Origin of the sequence: Variovorax pasteuri, assembly GCF_051216435.1 — a bacterium.
Taxonomy (GTDB): domain Bacteria; phylum Pseudomonadota; class Gammaproteobacteria; order Burkholderiales; family Burkholderiaceae_C; genus Variovorax.
This window is the reverse complement of sequence record NZ_JBPJZS010000006.1, coordinates 90,837-105,443: the sequence shown is the minus strand read 5'-3', so window position 1 is coordinate 105,443 and position 14,607 is coordinate 90,837. Positions and strand designations below refer to the sequence as shown.

Here is a 14,607-nt window from a genome sequence, read left to right as displayed (position 1 = left end):
ATGGCCGACAGCATTCCCGCGCCCTTCGACGTCAAGCTCATGAACATCGTCGCGAACATTGCGTTCGTGATGGTGACGCTCATGCTGCTGGCGGCGGGCGCCTGGTGGGTGCTGCGCCAACCGTTCTTCCCGCTGGCCGGCATCAAGGTGGACGGCGAGGTCACGCACAACAACGCGGTGACCCTGCGTGCCAACGTGGCGCCGCAGCTGAACGGCAACTTCTTCACCATCGACCTGGCGCGTGCGCGCACCGCCTTCGAGTCGGTGCCCTGGGTGCGCAGCGCGGTGGTGCGCCGCGAGTTCCCGAACAAGCTGCACGTGACGCTGACCGAGCAGGTGCCGGTGGCCACGTGGGGCGACGACGCGGGCTCCAAGCTCATCAACGGCTTCGGCGACGTGTTCGAGGCCAACGTGGCCGAGGTGGACGACAACCTGCCGCGCCTGGACGGCCCTGTCGAACAGGCCGGCCAGGTGCTGGGCATGTACCGCGTGCTGCAACCGCAGTTCCAGCCCTACGACCTCGCCATCGACGAGCTCACGCTGTCGAGCCGGGGCAGCTGGAAGGTGGTGCTCGACAGCGGTGCCGAGATCGAGCTCGGCCGGGGCCAGAGCGAGGAGGTGACGGCCAGGCTGCAGCGGTTCCTGAAGACCGTGACCCAGGTCGCGGCGCAGTACCGCCGCACGATGGTCGATGTCGAAGGCGCCGATCTGCGCCACAACGACGCGTATGCATTGCGGCTGCGCGGCGTCACCACGGTCTCGGCAGAGGCCCCAAGAAAAATCAAGTAGCGAACACCGAGGAATCGAGGACATATCAATGCCCAAAGAATACAAAGACCTGGTCGTAGGACTGGACATCGGCACCGCCAAGGTCATGGTGGTGGTGGCCGAGGTGCTGCCCGGTGGCGAGCTCAAGCTGGCCGGCCTGGGCATTGCGCCTAGCAACGGCCTGAAGCGGGGCGTGGTGGTGAACATCGACGCCACGGTGCAGAGCATCCAGCAGGCCCTGAAGGAGGCCGAGCTGATGGCCGACTGCAAGATCAGCCGCGTCTACACGGGCATCACCGGCAGCCACATCCGCGGCATCAACTCCAGCGGCATGGTGGCGGTGAAGGACAAGGAAGTGACGCCCGCCGACGTGGCCCGCGTGGTGGAGACGGCGCGCGCCATCAACATCTCGAGCGACCAGCGCCTGCTGCTGGTGGAGCCGCAGGAGTTCGTGATCGACGGGCAGGACGTGAAGGAGCCGATCGGCATGAGCGGCATGCGCCTGGAGGCCAAGGTGCACATCGTGACCGGCGCGCAGAGCGCGGCCGAGAACATCATCAAGTGCGTGCGCCGCTGCGGCCTCGAAGTCGACCAGCTGATGCTGAACCCGCTGGCTTCGAGCCAGGCGGTGCTGACGGAAGACGAGCGCGAACTGGGCGTGGTGCTGGTGGACATCGGCGCGGGCACCACCGACGTGGCGATCTTCACCAACGGTGCGATCCGCCACACGGCCGTGATTCCGATCGCGGGCGACCTGATCACGAGCGACATCGCGATGGCGCTGCGCACCCCCACCAAGGACGCGGAAGACATCAAGGTCGAGAGCGGCTATGCCAAGCAACTGCTGGCCGACCCCGACCAGCAGGTCGAGGTGCCGGGCCTGGGCGACCGCGGTCCGCGCATGCTGAGCAAGCAGGCGCTGGCCGGTGTGATCGAGCCGCGCATCGAAGAGATTTTTTCGCTCGTGCAGCAGGTGGTGCGCGAGTCGGGCTACGAAGAAGTGCTGTCGTCGGGCGTGGTGCTCACGGGCGGCAGCGCGGTGATGCCGGGCATGGTCGAGCTCGGCGAAGACATCTTCCTGAAACCTGTGCGCAGGGGCATCCCGAAGTATTCCAGCGCGTTGTCCGACATGGTGGCGCAGCCTCGCGCCGCTACAGTCATGGGCCTTCTGGAAGAGGCACGTTTCGCACGCATGCGCGGCTTCAAGGTCGCGCAGAAGAATGGGTCGGTAAAGACTGCATTCGGACGTTTCAAAGACTTCATCGTGGGGAATTTCTAGCCATGATCAAGTCTCCACTGTGGCTCGCACGCGGAAGCCCCCCTTTGCATTTCAATGAGCGATGGCGACGCACAGGTCCACCATCGTGACGCTCGCACGTTGATCTCGTCACGGCACAAGAATATTCACAGATACATAACGGCAACTGCAAGATTCAAGGAGTTAAAAATGACCATCGAAATGATCGAAGTCGAAGAGTTCAATCAAGGCACGCAGATCAAGGTGATCGGTGTTGGCGGTGGCGGCGGCAATGCGGTCGCCCACATGATGGAGCGTGGCGTGCAGGGCGTTCAGTTCGTCTGCGCGAACACCGACGCACAGGCACTGCAACGCAGCAACGCGCACAAGATCATCCAGCTCGGCACCAGCGGCCTGGGCGCCGGCAGCAAGCCCGACAAGGGCCGTGAAGCGGCCGAGCTCGCGGTGGACGACATTCGCGCGGCCATCGACGGCGCGCACATGCTGTTCATCACCGCCGGCATGGGCGGCGGCACCGGCACCGGCGCGGCGCCCGTGATCGCACGCGTCGCGAAGGAAATGGGCATCCTCACCGTGGGTGTGGTGACCAAGCCCTTCGACTGGGAAGGCGGCCGCCGCATGACCAACGCAGACGCCGGCCTGACCGAGCTCGAAGCCAATGTCGACTCGCTGATCGTGGTGCTCAACGAGAAGCTGCTCGACGTGCTGGGTGAAGACATCACGCAGGACGAAGCCTTCGCGCATGCCAACGACGTGCTGAAGAACGCCGTGGGCGGCATCTCGGAAATCATCAACGAGTACGGCGGCGTGAACGTCGACTTCGAAGACGTGCGCACCGTGATGGGCGAACCCGGCAAGGCCATGATGGGCACGGCCGCCGCAGCCGGCCCGGACCGCGCGCGCATCGCTGCCGAACAGGCCGTGGCCTGCCCGCTGCTGGAAGGCATCGACCTGTCGGGCGCCAAGGGCGTGCTGGTGCTGGTGACGGCATCGAAGGGCTCGCTGAAGCTGAACGAGTCGAAGCTGGCGATGAACACCATCCGCGCTTACGCTTCGCCCGATGCGCACGTGATCTACGGCGCCGCCTACGACGAGAGCCTGGGCGACGAAATGCGCGTGACCGTGGTGGCCACGGGCCTCTCGCGCGCGGAAGCCCGCCGCCAGGCCCCGACGCTGGAAGTGATCCGCACCGGCACCGACAACATCCCGTTCACCGTGCCCACGCTCGGTGGCATGGGTCACGCAGGCAGCGGCGGCAACGGCGGCCACCAGCCGAACTACGACGGCATGGCCGTTCCCAGCGTGTGGCGCACCAACCGCACGATGGCCGCAGCCAAGGTCGACGCGCTGTCTTCGGGCGGCATGGACGACTTCGAGATTCCGGCGTTCCTGCGCCGCCAGGCCGACTGAGCCTGGCTCGCCCCCAGGCTGCGTGTACTTCGTGTCGCTTCGCCACCCCTGCCGGGGGTTGCGCGAAGCGGCCTACCGGACGCAGAGGGCACGAGGGATCGCAAGGGGTACGGGGACGACCTGAAAGGGACGTCTGCCGGCTCTAGGCGCTGCGTTCATCTCGTGCCCTTTGCGTCCATTTGCCTGGATTGCATAGAACCCATGTCTATCGGTGCCATAGCCAGGGGCATAGGGCGCCACGCCGGTGGCGCGCCTAGAATCGCCGGCGTGCTGCAACAACGAACCCTCAAGTCGATCAGCCGCGCCGTCGGCGTGGGGCTTCACAGCGGGCAACGCGTGGAACTGACCCTGCGGCCGGCCCCGGCCGACACCGGCATCGTGTTCCGCCGCGTCGACCTGCCCGAGCCGGTCGAGATCCGCATGACCGCCGAGGCGGTCACCGACACGCGCCTGGCGTCCACCGTGTCCGAGGGCGGCGCCAAGGTGCAAACGGTCGAACACCTCATGTCCGCCTGCGCGGGCCTGGGCATCGACAACCTCTACATCGACATCACGGCCGACGAAGTGCCGATCCTCGACGGGTCGGCTTCGTCCTTCGTGTTCCTGCTGCAAAGCGCGGGCATCGCGCTGCAGAAGGCGCCGCGCCGCTTCATCCGCGTGACCCGCAAGGTCGAGGTGCGCGAAGGCGAGGGCGCCAACGAGAAGTGGGCGAGCCTGGAGCCGTGCCACGGCTTCAAGCTGGCCTTCGAGATCGACTTCGACCACCGCGTGGTCAATTCGACCGGCCAGCGCGTGGAGTTCGACCTGGGCACCGATTCGTACAGCCGCGACATCGCACGCGCGCGCACCTTCGGCTTCACCAAGGAAGTCGAGTACATGCGCAGCAAGGGCCTCGCGCTCGGCGGCGGGCTGGACAACGCCATCGTGATGGACGACACCAAGGTGCTCAATGCCGGCGGCCTGCGCTACGACGACGAGTTCGTGAAGCACAAGATCCTCGACGCCATGGGCGACCTGTACGTGGTCGGCAAGCCGCTGCTGGCGGCCTACACCGCCTTCCGCTCGGGCCATGCACTGAACAACAAGCTGCTGCGCGAACTGCTCTCGCACAGCGACGCCTACGAAGTCGTGACCTTCGACGACGAGAAGCGCGCACCGCGCGGCTTCAACGAAGTCGCTCGCGCCTGGTAGGGCGCGGTTCCCCCATGCTTCTTTTCCGCTGGGCCATCCTGTTCCTTTTGCTGGTGGCGGGCGTGTCGTTCGCGTTCTACGCGGGCACGGGGCAGGTCAAGTACCGGCGCTTCGGCTGGATCGTGCTGAAGTGGACGCTGCTGGCCGCGTTCGGCTTCTTCGCGGTGCTGATCGCCGAACGCGTGGCCTGAAGCTTTTTCGGGCCTCGCGCGACGCGACCGCTCAGCGCGAACGCCCTTGCCGGTAGGTGCCGGCATGCGTCTTCGACAATTCAGCTGCCTGCGCAAGCCGCGCCATCGAACGGCCCACCTGCGCATGCGTGATGGCGATGCCCAGCGCGTCCGCCGCGTCGGCGCCGGGCGCGCCGGGCAGGTCGAGCAGGCGCCGCACCATCTCCTGCACCTGTGCCTTGGCGGCGCCGCCGTGGCCGGCCACGGCCTTCTTCATCTGCAGCGCGGTGTACTCGGCCACCGACAGGTTGTTCGTGACCAGTGCCGTCACGCAGGCGCCGCGTGCCTGCCCCAGCAACAGGGTCGACTGCGGGTTGACGTTCACGAAGATGATTTCCACCGCCGACGCATCGGGCTGGTAGCGCGCGGTGATCTCCGCGATGCCGTCGAACAGCACCTTCAGGCGTGCCGGAAGGTTGCCGCTGCCCAGGTGACGGGTGCTGATGGTGCCGCTGGCCACGTAGCGCAGCGCATGGCCGTCCGCGTCGACCACGCCGAAGCCGGTGGTCTGCAAGCCGGGGTCGATGCCAAGAATGCGCATGAAAGGAAACGTAAAGGCCTAAGCCCGGGTAAAGAGAGGCCAAAGAGGTGCGAAGCCACGCGGGAAAGCCGTGCGATCGCGGGCAGAATCCGAGCCGATTCGGACCGTCCGCCCCGCTTCTCGCAGGGCGCGCCACACAAGGAAGCGAATGTGAATGTAGTCGAGTCCTCCGCGCAGCGGCAACTGGACGAAGCCCGGGCCCTGCTCGAAAGCGCGCACCACCCCGCCGAACGCGCCGCCGCGAGCTTCAGGCAAGCCGAATTGCTCGATGAACTGGGCCGTCGCGCCGAGGCGCTGGCCGCCTGCAGCCGGCTGCTCGAAGAGTTCGCAGGCCAGCCCGCGCATGGCGTGGTGGTGCCGTGCTGCCAGGCGTTGCGCCTGCTGGCGCACATGCTGCGCCAGATGCACCGTCCCGCCGATGCGCTGACCACGCTCGATCGCCTGGTGGCTGCGCACGGGCACCGCAGCGAACCCGAGATCCGCGCGCACATCGCCGACGCGCTGTTCCAGCGCACCTGGCTCATCGACGAGCCCGCGGCCCGCTGCGCGGCGTGCGATGCCATGAGCGAGCTGCTCGATGCCCAGGCTGACACCGTGCTGGACGCGTGGCGCGTGGAAGCCCGGTTGCTGAAGGCCGACACCGAACACCACCGCGGCATGCCGCAGGAGGCGCTGGCCACGCTGGACGCCGCCATCGAGCGCTTCGACGCCAGCACCGACCCCGGCGTGGTGCTGCGCGTGGCGCGGGCGCGCCTGGCCTCGGTGCTGAACCTGCGCGAGCTGGCGCAGCACACCCAGGCCCAGGTGGTGTGCCTGCAGGTGGCCGACCAGATCGAGGCCGGGCTTGCCGATGCGGCGCCCGAACTGCGCGCCGAGGGTGTGCGCGCGTTGACCCTGTTCTTCGACGGGCTGGGCCTCGACGAGCAGGCGCGGCGTGCCGAGCTTGTCGGCTGGCTGCTCGATCGCTATGGCCGCGATGCGTCGTCGCAGGTGCGCCGCATGGCGGCGGTGCGCGCCTACGACTGGGCCGTGGGGCTGCGCGACCAGGGCGACGGCGCGGCGGCGCTGGCTGCGTGCGACCGGTTGCTCGCCACCTTCGCCGGCGACACCGATGCCGCGGTGCGGCGCACGCTGGCGAGCACGCTGCTCAACAAGGGTTTCGTGCTGCTCGAGCTGCTGGGCCGGGCAGACGATGCGCTTGCGGCGTACGAGCAGCTCATGATCGACCTGCGCGATGGCGGCACGCCTGAGCTGCAGGGCATGCTGGGCAAGGCCACGGCGGGCCGCGCGGCGTGCCTGAGGCGGCTGCGCCGGACGGGCCCGGCCGATGCCGGCGAGCTGCCTGCCGAGCTGCGCGACGAGGTTCGTGACAAGGTGAGGCAGGGCCGCAAGCACGGCGATGCGGGGGAGTCGCTGGAGGCTGTCGCGCGCTTCGACGAGGTGATTGCTGCGCATGGCGCATCGACCCACCCCGAGTTGCGCCGTCAATGCGCGCGGGCGCTGGTGCACAAGGCGTTCTGCCTGATCGCGCTCGAGCGCTTCGCCGAGGTCGTGGCCGCCGCCGACGCCATGGATGCCAGCTACGGCGCCGACGTCTCGGCGGCCATGCAGGAGCAGGTGGCGCTGTGCCTGCAGTACAAGAGCACGGCGCTGGACCGCCTGGGCCAACGCGACGAAGAGATGCGGGTGCACGACCAGATCGTTGCGCGCTGGGGCAACTCCGAGCTGCCCGACCTGCGCGCGCGCGTGGCCGGTGCGCTGTTCCGCAAGGGCGCCGCCTTGCGCCAAGCCGGGCGACTCGCCGAAGCCGTCGCCTGCTACGACGAGGTGGTCATGCGCACCGCCGTGGCCCGCGAGGGCGCGCTGCAGCTGTGGGCGGCCAAGTCGATGATCAACAAGGCCAAGGTGCTCAAGAAGCTCGGCGACCCGGCGGGGCAGGCCAAGGCCTACCGCGTGCTCATCGCGCGTTTCGGCGAGTCGGGCGATGCGGCGCTGCGCGAGCGCGTGGTCAACGCCTGCGAATGGCTGGCCGAGGCGGAAGGGCAACAGGGGCGGGTGGAGGCGCAGCGCACGGCGCTCCAGCTGGCCTTGGGCCGCTTCGGCACGGCCTTGTCCGCGGAGCAGCGCACGCGCATGTCGCGCGAACTGCAGGCCGTGAAGGCCAAGGCCCTGGGCCGCATGGCGAAGCAGGCCTTCGACCGCGTGGTGCGCCGCAAGGCCTGAGCTTCGGCGCAGACGATCAAGTCGTCTTCCGGTGCATGCCGCGGAACCGGCTTTGCCGGGCCGCAGGTATGGCCCCCCTGCAAGGTGGGGGCCGTCTACGCGTTGAAGTACCAGCGAATGGAGTGGAAGAAGATGGGTGCGGCGAAGCACAGCGCGTCGACCCGGTCGAGCAGGCCGTTCGCACCGGTCACGCCCACGCCCTTCTTGCCCCAGTTGGGAATGCCCCGGTCGCGCTTGAGGGCCTTCATCACCAAGTGCCCCATCGACCCCGCGATGCAGGCGATGACCGATACCGCGAGCGCCTGGCCGAACTTGAACGGCGTGATGAACGAGAACAGCGCGCCCACCAGGCTGGCCACCACGATGCCGATGCCCCAGCTGGTCCAGTTGAAGCTGCGGCTCACATTGGGTGCGAAGGGCGCGCGCTGCGTGCGGCGCGAGATCAGGTGCTGCACCAGCACCGAGGTCTGCACCACGAACACCAGGAAGAACACGAGGAACGCGCTCTTGCCCTCGTAGCCCGGAAAGCTCAGCAGCAGCAGCGCCGGCACATGGCTCATGCCGTAGACGCAGACCATGATGCCCCACTGCAGCTTGGCGTTGCGTTCGAGGAAATGGCTGGCATCGTTCGACAGCGCGCTGGCCACCGGAATGGCCAGGAACACGTAGACCGGAATGAACACGGTGAACAGGTCGAAGCGTGCCGTGGCCACCAGCCAGAACTGGATCGGCAGCACCACGAAGAACGCGAGGATCAGGCTGCGGTGGTCGCCGCGCCGCGTGGGCGAGAGCGTGATGAACTCGCGCAGCGCGAAGAAGGAAATCAGCGCGAACAGCACCGTGGCCACGGTCTCGCCGAGCGCCCAGCCGACCCAGAAGATGATCACCATGAACCACGTCGTGCCCAGCAGGGCGCGGAAGTGCGCGAGCTCGGCTTGCCAGGTGGCGTCGTGCACCGGGTTGCGGCGTTCCCTGAAGGTCAGGAAGAAGGCCGTGGTGCTCACGATCACGAGCACGCCGAAGACGATGAGGAAAAGGGCCGCGACCTGCTGGGTCGGGGTGAGGTTGCGCAGGAACTGGTTCATGTCAGACGTCGCGCAATGCGATCACGGCGGCACGCGCGCGATCGAGGAAGGGTCGGCGCTCTTCGCCGTCTTCCACGCGAAGCGGCGCGCCGAAGGTCACGGAGCAAAGAATGGGCACCGGCACGATCTCGCCCTTGGGCATGACGCGCTGCACGTTGTCGATCCAGGCCGGCACCAGCACCACGTCGGGGAACATCGTCGCGAGCGCGTAGAGGCCCGACTTGAACTTCTGCGGCTCGCCGGTGTGGCCGCGCGTGCCTTCGGGAAAGATGATGATCGAGTCACCGCTGCGCAGCGCTTCGATGAGCGGGGCCAAGGGGTCGGGGGCAGGCGGTGCGTCGGCCGCTGGCGGCTCGGGCTGCGCTGGCATGGCCGGTGGTTCAGGCGCGCGCGGTGGCGGCGGTGCCGGAGGTGGCGGGGCGGGAAGGTCGAGCCGGCCCTGCACGTCGTTCACGACTTCCGTGGGCGTGTCCGCGAAGGGCAGCGACATCGGAAGCAGCGGCTCCATCGACGGCTCGATGCGCTCGGCTGGCGGCGCCGCGACGGCACGTGGCGGGGGTGATGGTGGCGGTGGTGGCGCTGGAACTTCTGCCGCTGCCGCTGCGGCGCGCTCCACATACACCGCGTTGAACACTTCCGTCGTGATCCAGCGCTTGAACGGCGTGTTGGCCCAGTAGTCGCGTGCCGCGATCGGCCGCGTGATGCTGCGCAGTTCCTCGGGCAGTGCCGCCCAGATCATCACGAGGTCGGCGTGACTCTGGTGGTTGGCGAAATAGATGCGTTGCTCGGCCTTCGGTGGACACCCGTACCAGCGCGCTTGCGCGCCCGTGAGCAACCGGACGATTCCCAACAACAACCAACCTGTGAGCTTAGCCAGCATATGGGCGCGATGATACGGGCCATGCGATGGCGTTTCGATCCTCTTTCTCTGGCATGGGCGGTGGCCCTTTTCATCTTGCTCGTGCTGCTGGCCACCGTCGGCGCGCGATGGGGCTGGGTGCGCAGCTTCTTCGGCGACGTGCTGGCCGTGGTGTGGGTCTACTTCGTGTTCAAGACGGCGATCGGCGCGCGCGTGTGGCCGCTGGCGCTGGCCGCGCTGGGCGTGGGTTGTGCCGTCGAACTCGGGCAGTACCTGGCATCGGTGTGGCACCTGCGCATTTCGAACCGCGCGCTGCGCATCGTGCTCGGCAGCACGGCCGACTGGTGGGATGTGGCGGCCTACGTGATCGGCTTTGCGGCGGTGCTGGCGCTCGAAGGCCTGCGCGATTTGCTCAGGGCAGCTCGGCCGAGGACATCCGCGCCATGACGGTCGACGCCCGAGCGCTCAGGTAGGGCGAACCTGGCCGGCGCTCGAAGAACTTGGGGCTCGGCAGCATCACCGCGAGGCGTGCGGCCTCGTTGGCGCTCAGGCGCGACGCGGGCTTCCTGAAGTAGTACTGCGACGCCGCTTCGGCGCCGAACACGCCTTCGCCCCACTCGACGTTGTTGAGGTACAGCTCCAGGATGCGCTGCTTGCCGAGAAACACCTCGAGCAGCGTGGCGAGCACCAGTTCCTGGCCCTTGCGCAGCATGGTGCGCTCGCCCGACAGCAGCAGGTTCTTGGCGAGCTGCTGCGTGATGGTGGAGCCGCCGCGCAGGCGCACCGGCTGCACCGGCCTGCCGCGCGCCACCCCGCGCGCGGTGCGCTTGGCCGCCAGCTCCTCGGCCTTGGCGTTGCGCTGGCGCGCGCGCTCGATGGCCTCCCATTCCACGCCGTTGTGGTCGACGAAACCGGCATCCTCGCTCGCGATGACGGCGCGCTTGAGCGTGTCGTTGATCTGCGCATAGGGCACCCACTCCTGCCGCCAGCCCGCGCCGCGGCCCTGGTGAATGGCGATCTGCCAGGCCTCGGAGCGCTGGAAGGCGGTGCTCTGCGGATCGACCACGGCCATCGTGGCGATGCGCACCACGAAGAACAGCTCGAGTGCCACGCCCGCCACCACGAGGCAGGCGATCAGGCGCAGCACGGCCTTCATGGTTTCGCCTGGACGGGTGTGAGCGATGCGCGCACTTCCGCCAGCACCTGCGCGGACGGAGGGCGCACGCCGCGCCAGATCTCGAAGGCCTCGGCCGCCTGCTCGACCAGCATGCCGAGCCCGTCGCGCGCGACCGCACCGTGCGTCTCGGCCCACGCCATGAAGCCCGCGGCCGCCGGGCCGTACATCATGTCGACCGCGAGCCCGCCGGCACGCAGCACGCGTGCGTTCACCGGCACCGCATCGCCCGCGAGGCTGGAGGCCGTGGCGTTGACCACCACGTCGAAGCTGCCCGGCACCTCGTCGAGCGCCCAGGCTTCCAGCGCGGCGCCGTGGCGCAGCGCGATGGCCGCATGACGGCGCACCAGTTCTACGGCCTTGCCGACCGTGCGGTTGGCCACCACGACGCGCGACGCACCGGCGTCGAGCAGCGGGCCGAGCACGCCGGCGGCCGCGCCGCCTGCGCCGATCAGCAGCAGCGACTTGCCCTTCAGCGGCACCGCGGCGTTGTGCACGATGTCGTTGACCAGGCCGATGCCGTCGGTGTTGTCCGCGTGGATGCTGCCGTCGTCCGCGAAGCGCAGCGTGTTCACCGCCTGCGCGAGCGAGGCGCGTTCGCTGACGTGCTGCGCGAGCGCGGCGGCGTCGAACTTGAAGGGCACGGTGACGTTGCAGCCGCGCGCGGTGTCGCCGCGCTCGGCGGCCTCCCGGCGAAAGGCCGCGATGCCTTCGGCGAAGGCGCCGAGGGGCACCAGCCGCCGGCCGTAGTCCATCTGCTGGCCGCAGAGTTCGGCAAAGCGCGCGTGGATGCGCGGCGAGCGGCTGTGCTCGACCGGGTTGCCCACTACACAGTACAGGTCCATGGCCTTGTCTCCGCTGCCGCCGGTGGCGTTGTCTTGTCGTGTTGACGGGTTACTGGGACGAGAGCTCGATGGTCTCGTCGCGCGTGAACTTGAAGCGCGACTGCAGCACGATCTGGTCGCTCTGCTTGCGCATGGCGTCGGTGAACTTGCCGAAGTTGCCCACGCTGCGCACGATGGCCTGCGCGCGCCGGTCGAGCGTGACGTCGCCGGAGCTTTCATCGACGGCGGTGTCGAGCACCTTGCCGTCGAAGTTGACGGTGATGGTCATCTTCAGCTCGCCGTAGAGCTTCTTGCCGGCGGCCGAAGGAAAGTTCTCGGTGCCCTTCAACTCGATGCGGCGGCGCAGCGTGTCCACGTAGATCGCGTAAGCGGCTTCTCGCGTGGCGGGGCTCAGGTAGCGTTTCTTGGGGCGCGCGTTTTCCTCGTTCACGCGGCGCTCGATTTCGGCGACCAGCTCCACCATCTGGCGGCGCTTTTCCTCGCGCGCTGCGGCCTCGGTCGGCTCGCCCGCGCTGCGCGGATCGGGCACCGGCATGGCGGCCAGTTCGCGCTTGATCTGCGCGAGCATCTGCATCTGCTGGGCCTGCAGCGCCTCGACCTGGCGACGCGAATCCTCGAACGAATCGCCCATGGCGGTGAAGCTCGACGGCGGCAGCGGGCTGGTTGCGCGGCCCCTGTCGAGGTCGCCGCCGCCCGCGAGCGAGGTCTGCGCCATCACGCGCGCGTTCGCATCGGGCCTGTCGTTGGTCTTGCTGTTGACCAGGATCACTTCGAGCGGCGTTTCGCTGAAGACCTTGTTGAACGACTCGGGGTCGACGAAGCGCACCGCGAGCAGTGCGGCGTGCGCAATGACCGACACGCCCAGAGCGATCTGCAGCGTGCTGAGGTCCTTGAAGTTCATTGCTAGAAACTCCTCCAGGGGCGCATTTCTCCGGACGATCCGCCGGCGTTCATGCGGGCGTGTTTTCGGGCGCGGCCTCGTTGTCCGTCAGATCGACGGCAATGGCGATCGGGCCTGCGACCACTTCTTCGTCGTCACCCTCTTCGTCGGCAGCCGCATCGGCCGCGTCGGTTTGAGGCGCGTCCAGGCGTTCGAGCACCGTGCCGGACACGTCGAGCGCGATCTCGTCGATCTCGCCGAGCTTCACGCGCAGGCGCGCGCCGCGCTCCTGCTGGCCCGCCACGGGGAACACCAGCGGCAGCGTTTCGGCACGCACCAGCGCGCCGTTGGGCAGGTCCTTGATGACGGTGGCTTCCAGCTCGGTGATGCCCTGCTGCTGCAGGTACTTCAGCGTCCAGAAGCGCTCCATGCCGCCCTGGTAGGCGTTGTAGGTCGCGTAGGCCGCATCGAAGCCCGAGAGGATCGAGAACAGGTCGGCGTCCTTCGGCTTGAACGGCGCGGCCAGCGCGGCGGTCTTGCCGTGGCGCGCGGCCGCGATGATCTGCCACTGGTTCACCAGGTCGGTGTAGCGGCGCAGGGGCGAGGTGCTCCAGGCGTAGCTCTTCACGCCCAGGCCCGCATGCGGCAGCGCGCGCGTGCCCATGCGCACCTTGATGCCGGGCGCCAGGCTGGCCTGGCTGCGGTAGAGGCCTGGCACGCCGAGTTCGCCCAGCCAGCTGCCCCAGGTGCTGTTGGCCAGGATCATGGCCTCGGACACGATCAGGTCGAGCGGCGCGCCGCGCTGGCGCGTGCCGATCTGCACCTGCTCGTTGCCGACCGGCTCCTTGCCGTCGTTGCCCACGAGGCGGAAGTTGTAGTCGGGCCGGTTGAAGTTCTCGGGCTTGCCGCGCACCACCTCGCGCTGCGCCTTCAGCTGCTTCGCCAGACGGAACAGGAAGGAGAGCGGGGCGCGCAGCTTGGCCGCGGCGTCGGGCGTGTTGTCGCTCTGGAAGGAGGCGTCTTCGAGCCAGGGCTGCGTGACGACGGCATCGAGCTGGTCGTGGCGCAGGTTGGCCACGATCGGCACGCGCTCCAGCTTGGTTTCGGTGCCCTGCAACTCGAGCGTGGCTTCGTCGAAACGCGCATAGAGCGACACGGCCGGGCGGTCGCCGCCTTCGAGCAGCGTGTAGGTGTCGACCACCTCGTCGGGCAGCATCGTGATCTTGTAGCCGGGCATGTAGACCGTCGACATGCGCGCACGCGCCACGTTGTCGATGGCGCTGCCGGGCGTGAGCGCCAGGGCCGGCGCCGCGATGTGGATGCCGACGGTGACGGTGCCGCTGCCCAGGCCCTGCACGGACAGCGCATCGTCGATTTCGGTGGTCTGCGAATCGTCGATCGAGAAAGCCTGTACGCCGGCGGCCACGGGCAGGTCGTCCACGATGGCCGGTGCCGCGAGCGCAGGGAAACCGGTGCCCTTGGGGAAGTTCTCGAACAGGAAGCGGCGCCAGTGGAACTGGTAGGGCGAGTCGATGGCGCCGGCGCGTTCAAGCAGGTCGAGCGGGGCGCGCTGCGTGGCGCGCGAGGCGTCGACCACGGCCTTGTATTCGGGGGCGTTCTTGTCGGGCTTGAACAGGATCTTGAAGAGCTGCTCGCGGATCGGCGGCGGGCACACGCCCTCGGCCAGCTGCCCGGCCCATTCGACGATCTGCGCCTGCACGGCCTTCTTTTTCTCGATGGCGGCCAGCGCCTGCTGCACGATCTCGGCCGGCGCTTTCTTGAAACGCCCCTTGCCCGCGCGGCGGAAATAGTGCGGCGCCTCGAACAGCGCGAACAATGCCGCGGCCTGCTGTGCGAGCGACGGCTTGTCGCTGAAATAGTCGGCCGCGAGATCGGCAAAGCCGAATTCCCCCTCGGCCGCGAATTCCCAGGCGAGGTCCAGGTCCATGGTGGCGGCGAGCGTGCGCGCCTCGGCGATCAGCTCGGCGGGCGACGGTTTCTCGAACCGCAACACGATATTGGCGCTCTTGACCTTGACGCGCTTGCCCGTGTCGAGCTCGACCTGCGCCGACGCTTCGGCCTCCGACAGTACGCGGCCGCCGAGGTACTTGCCGGCTTCTTCAAACAATACAAACATGGGCGG

At 68.2% G+C, this 14,607-nt stretch carries 14 protein-coding genes; 7 read left to right on the top strand and 7 right to left on the bottom strand.

The annotated features are described in order from the left end of the window. The 5 genes from ACSFBM_RS21745 to ACSFBM_RS21725 all read left to right on the top strand — a co-directional run bounded on the left by ACSFBM_RS21745 (position 1) and on the right by ACSFBM_RS21725 (position 4,818). On the top strand, positions 1–789 hold the full coding sequence (locus ACSFBM_RS21745) for a cell division protein FtsQ/DivIB (protein WP_435486225.1): 789 nt from the start codon (positions 1–3) through the stop codon (positions 787–789). A 28-nt stretch (positions 790–817) separates the two neighbouring features. Continuing rightward, a complete protein-coding gene (ftsA, locus tag ACSFBM_RS21740; RefSeq protein ID WP_013539446.1) occupies positions 818–2,047 on the top strand; it encodes a cell division protein FtsA in 1,230 nt (409 codons plus the stop codon). Between the two features lie 168 nt (positions 2,048–2,215). After that, positions 2,216–3,436: a cell division protein FtsZ gene (gene ftsZ / locus ACSFBM_RS21735; protein WP_435441254.1), complete on the top strand. Its 1,221-nt coding sequence runs from the start codon at positions 2,216–2,218 to the stop codon at positions 3,434–3,436. Between the two features lie 267 nt (positions 3,437–3,703). Beyond that, positions 3,704–4,627: a UDP-3-O-acyl-N-acetylglucosamine deacetylase gene (lpxC, locus tag ACSFBM_RS21730; protein WP_435486224.1), complete on the top strand. Its 924-nt coding sequence runs from the start codon at positions 3,704–3,706 to the stop codon at positions 4,625–4,627. Positions 4,628–4,641: 14 nt separating this feature from the next. Beyond that, positions 4,642–4,818 (top strand): hypothetical protein, encoded by a 177-nt coding sequence (locus ACSFBM_RS21725; protein ID WP_435441256.1) that lies wholly within the window; start codon positions 4,642–4,644, stop codon positions 4,816–4,818. A 31-nt stretch (positions 4,819–4,849) separates the two neighbouring features. On the opposite strand, the gene ruvC is transcribed toward ACSFBM_RS21725, so the two are convergent. Then, a complete protein-coding gene (gene ruvC / locus ACSFBM_RS21720; RefSeq protein ID WP_435486223.1) occupies positions 4,850–5,398 on the bottom strand; it encodes a crossover junction endodeoxyribonuclease RuvC in 549 nt (182 codons plus the stop codon). A gap of 150 nt (positions 5,399–5,548) precedes the next feature. Between ruvC and ACSFBM_RS21715 the strand changes: the two genes are divergently transcribed. Next, complete coding sequence (locus tag ACSFBM_RS21715; RefSeq protein ID WP_435486222.1) at positions 5,549–7,621, top strand: tetratricopeptide repeat protein; 2,073 nt, start codon at positions 5,549–5,551, stop codon at positions 7,619–7,621. Between the two features lie 95 nt (positions 7,622–7,716). On the opposite strand, the gene ACSFBM_RS21710 is transcribed toward ACSFBM_RS21715, so the two are convergent. Further along, complete coding sequence (locus ACSFBM_RS21710; RefSeq protein ID WP_435486221.1) at positions 7,717–8,706, bottom strand: phosphatidate cytidylyltransferase; 990 nt, start codon at positions 8,704–8,706, stop codon at positions 7,717–7,719. Between the two features lies 1 nt (position 8,707). Beyond that, positions 8,708–9,586: a 1-acyl-sn-glycerol-3-phosphate acyltransferase gene (locus ACSFBM_RS21705; RefSeq protein ID WP_435486220.1), complete on the bottom strand. Its 879-nt coding sequence runs from the start codon at positions 9,584–9,586 to the stop codon at positions 8,708–8,710. A 9-nt stretch (positions 9,587–9,595) separates the two neighbouring features. On the opposite strand from ACSFBM_RS21705, the gene ACSFBM_RS21700 reads away from it, so the two are divergent. Then, positions 9,596–10,012, top strand: a complete 417-nt coding sequence (locus ACSFBM_RS21700; protein WP_435486458.1) for a ribosomal maturation YjgA family protein — start codon at positions 9,596–9,598, stop codon at positions 10,010–10,012. Here the strand turns inward: ACSFBM_RS21700 and ACSFBM_RS21695 are convergent. The 4 genes from ACSFBM_RS21695 to ACSFBM_RS21680 are packed head-to-tail and all read right to left on the bottom strand — an operon-like array spanning position 9,978 to position 14,601. Next, on the bottom strand, positions 9,978–10,721 hold the full coding sequence (locus ACSFBM_RS21695) for a transglycosylase domain-containing protein (protein WP_435486219.1): 744 nt from the start codon (positions 10,719–10,721) through the stop codon (positions 9,978–9,980). The genes ACSFBM_RS21700 and ACSFBM_RS21695 overlap by 35 nt on opposite strands. Continuing rightward, on the bottom strand, positions 10,718–11,584 hold the full coding sequence (gene aroE, locus ACSFBM_RS21690; protein WP_435486218.1) for a shikimate dehydrogenase: 867 nt from the start codon (positions 11,582–11,584) through the stop codon (positions 10,718–10,720). The genes ACSFBM_RS21695 and aroE overlap by 4 nt, the downstream gene beginning before the upstream one ends. A gap of 49 nt (positions 11,585–11,633) precedes the next feature. After that, positions 11,634–12,485 (bottom strand): energy transducer TonB, encoded by an 852-nt coding sequence (locus ACSFBM_RS21685; RefSeq protein ID WP_435486217.1) that lies wholly within the window; start codon positions 12,483–12,485, stop codon positions 11,634–11,636. A 49-nt stretch (positions 12,486–12,534) separates the two neighbouring features. Then, a complete protein-coding gene (locus tag ACSFBM_RS21680; protein WP_435486216.1) occupies positions 12,535–14,601 on the bottom strand; it encodes a ribonuclease catalytic domain-containing protein in 2,067 nt (688 codons plus the stop codon). Between the last annotated feature and the right edge of the window lie 6 nt (positions 14,602–14,607).